We start from the raw sequence: 265 nt of genomic DNA on the forward strand, positions 1-265 counted from the left end.
ATCTGGAAAGAGCATCAGGTGACAACGGTTTTTATCACCCACAGTGTAGACGAGGCCCTCTACCTGGGCAGCAACATCGTAGTGCTCTCTCCGGCTCCGGGACGGGTTCTGGAGAACATCAAAAACCCCTGCTTTATGATGGATAACCTGCGCTCGCGGGATGAATACCAGATGATGTCCAATCAATTGCGGACCATTATCAAGCACTAGTTTTATTAACGCAAGCGAGGACGGGGGTGTTGAGGGGGACGTTTCGTTTGTATTA

1 pseudogene is annotated in these 265 nt (G+C 50.2%); it reads left to right on the forward strand.

Annotated elements, in window-relative coordinates:
* Window positions 1-210: pseudogene (locus B3W37_RS06650) on the forward strand (hypothetical protein); the annotation flags it as partial.
* Window positions 211-265: the final 55 nt, after the last annotated feature.

The sequence above is a fragment of the Syntrophomonas sp. UBA5494 genome (assembly GCF_002426325.1).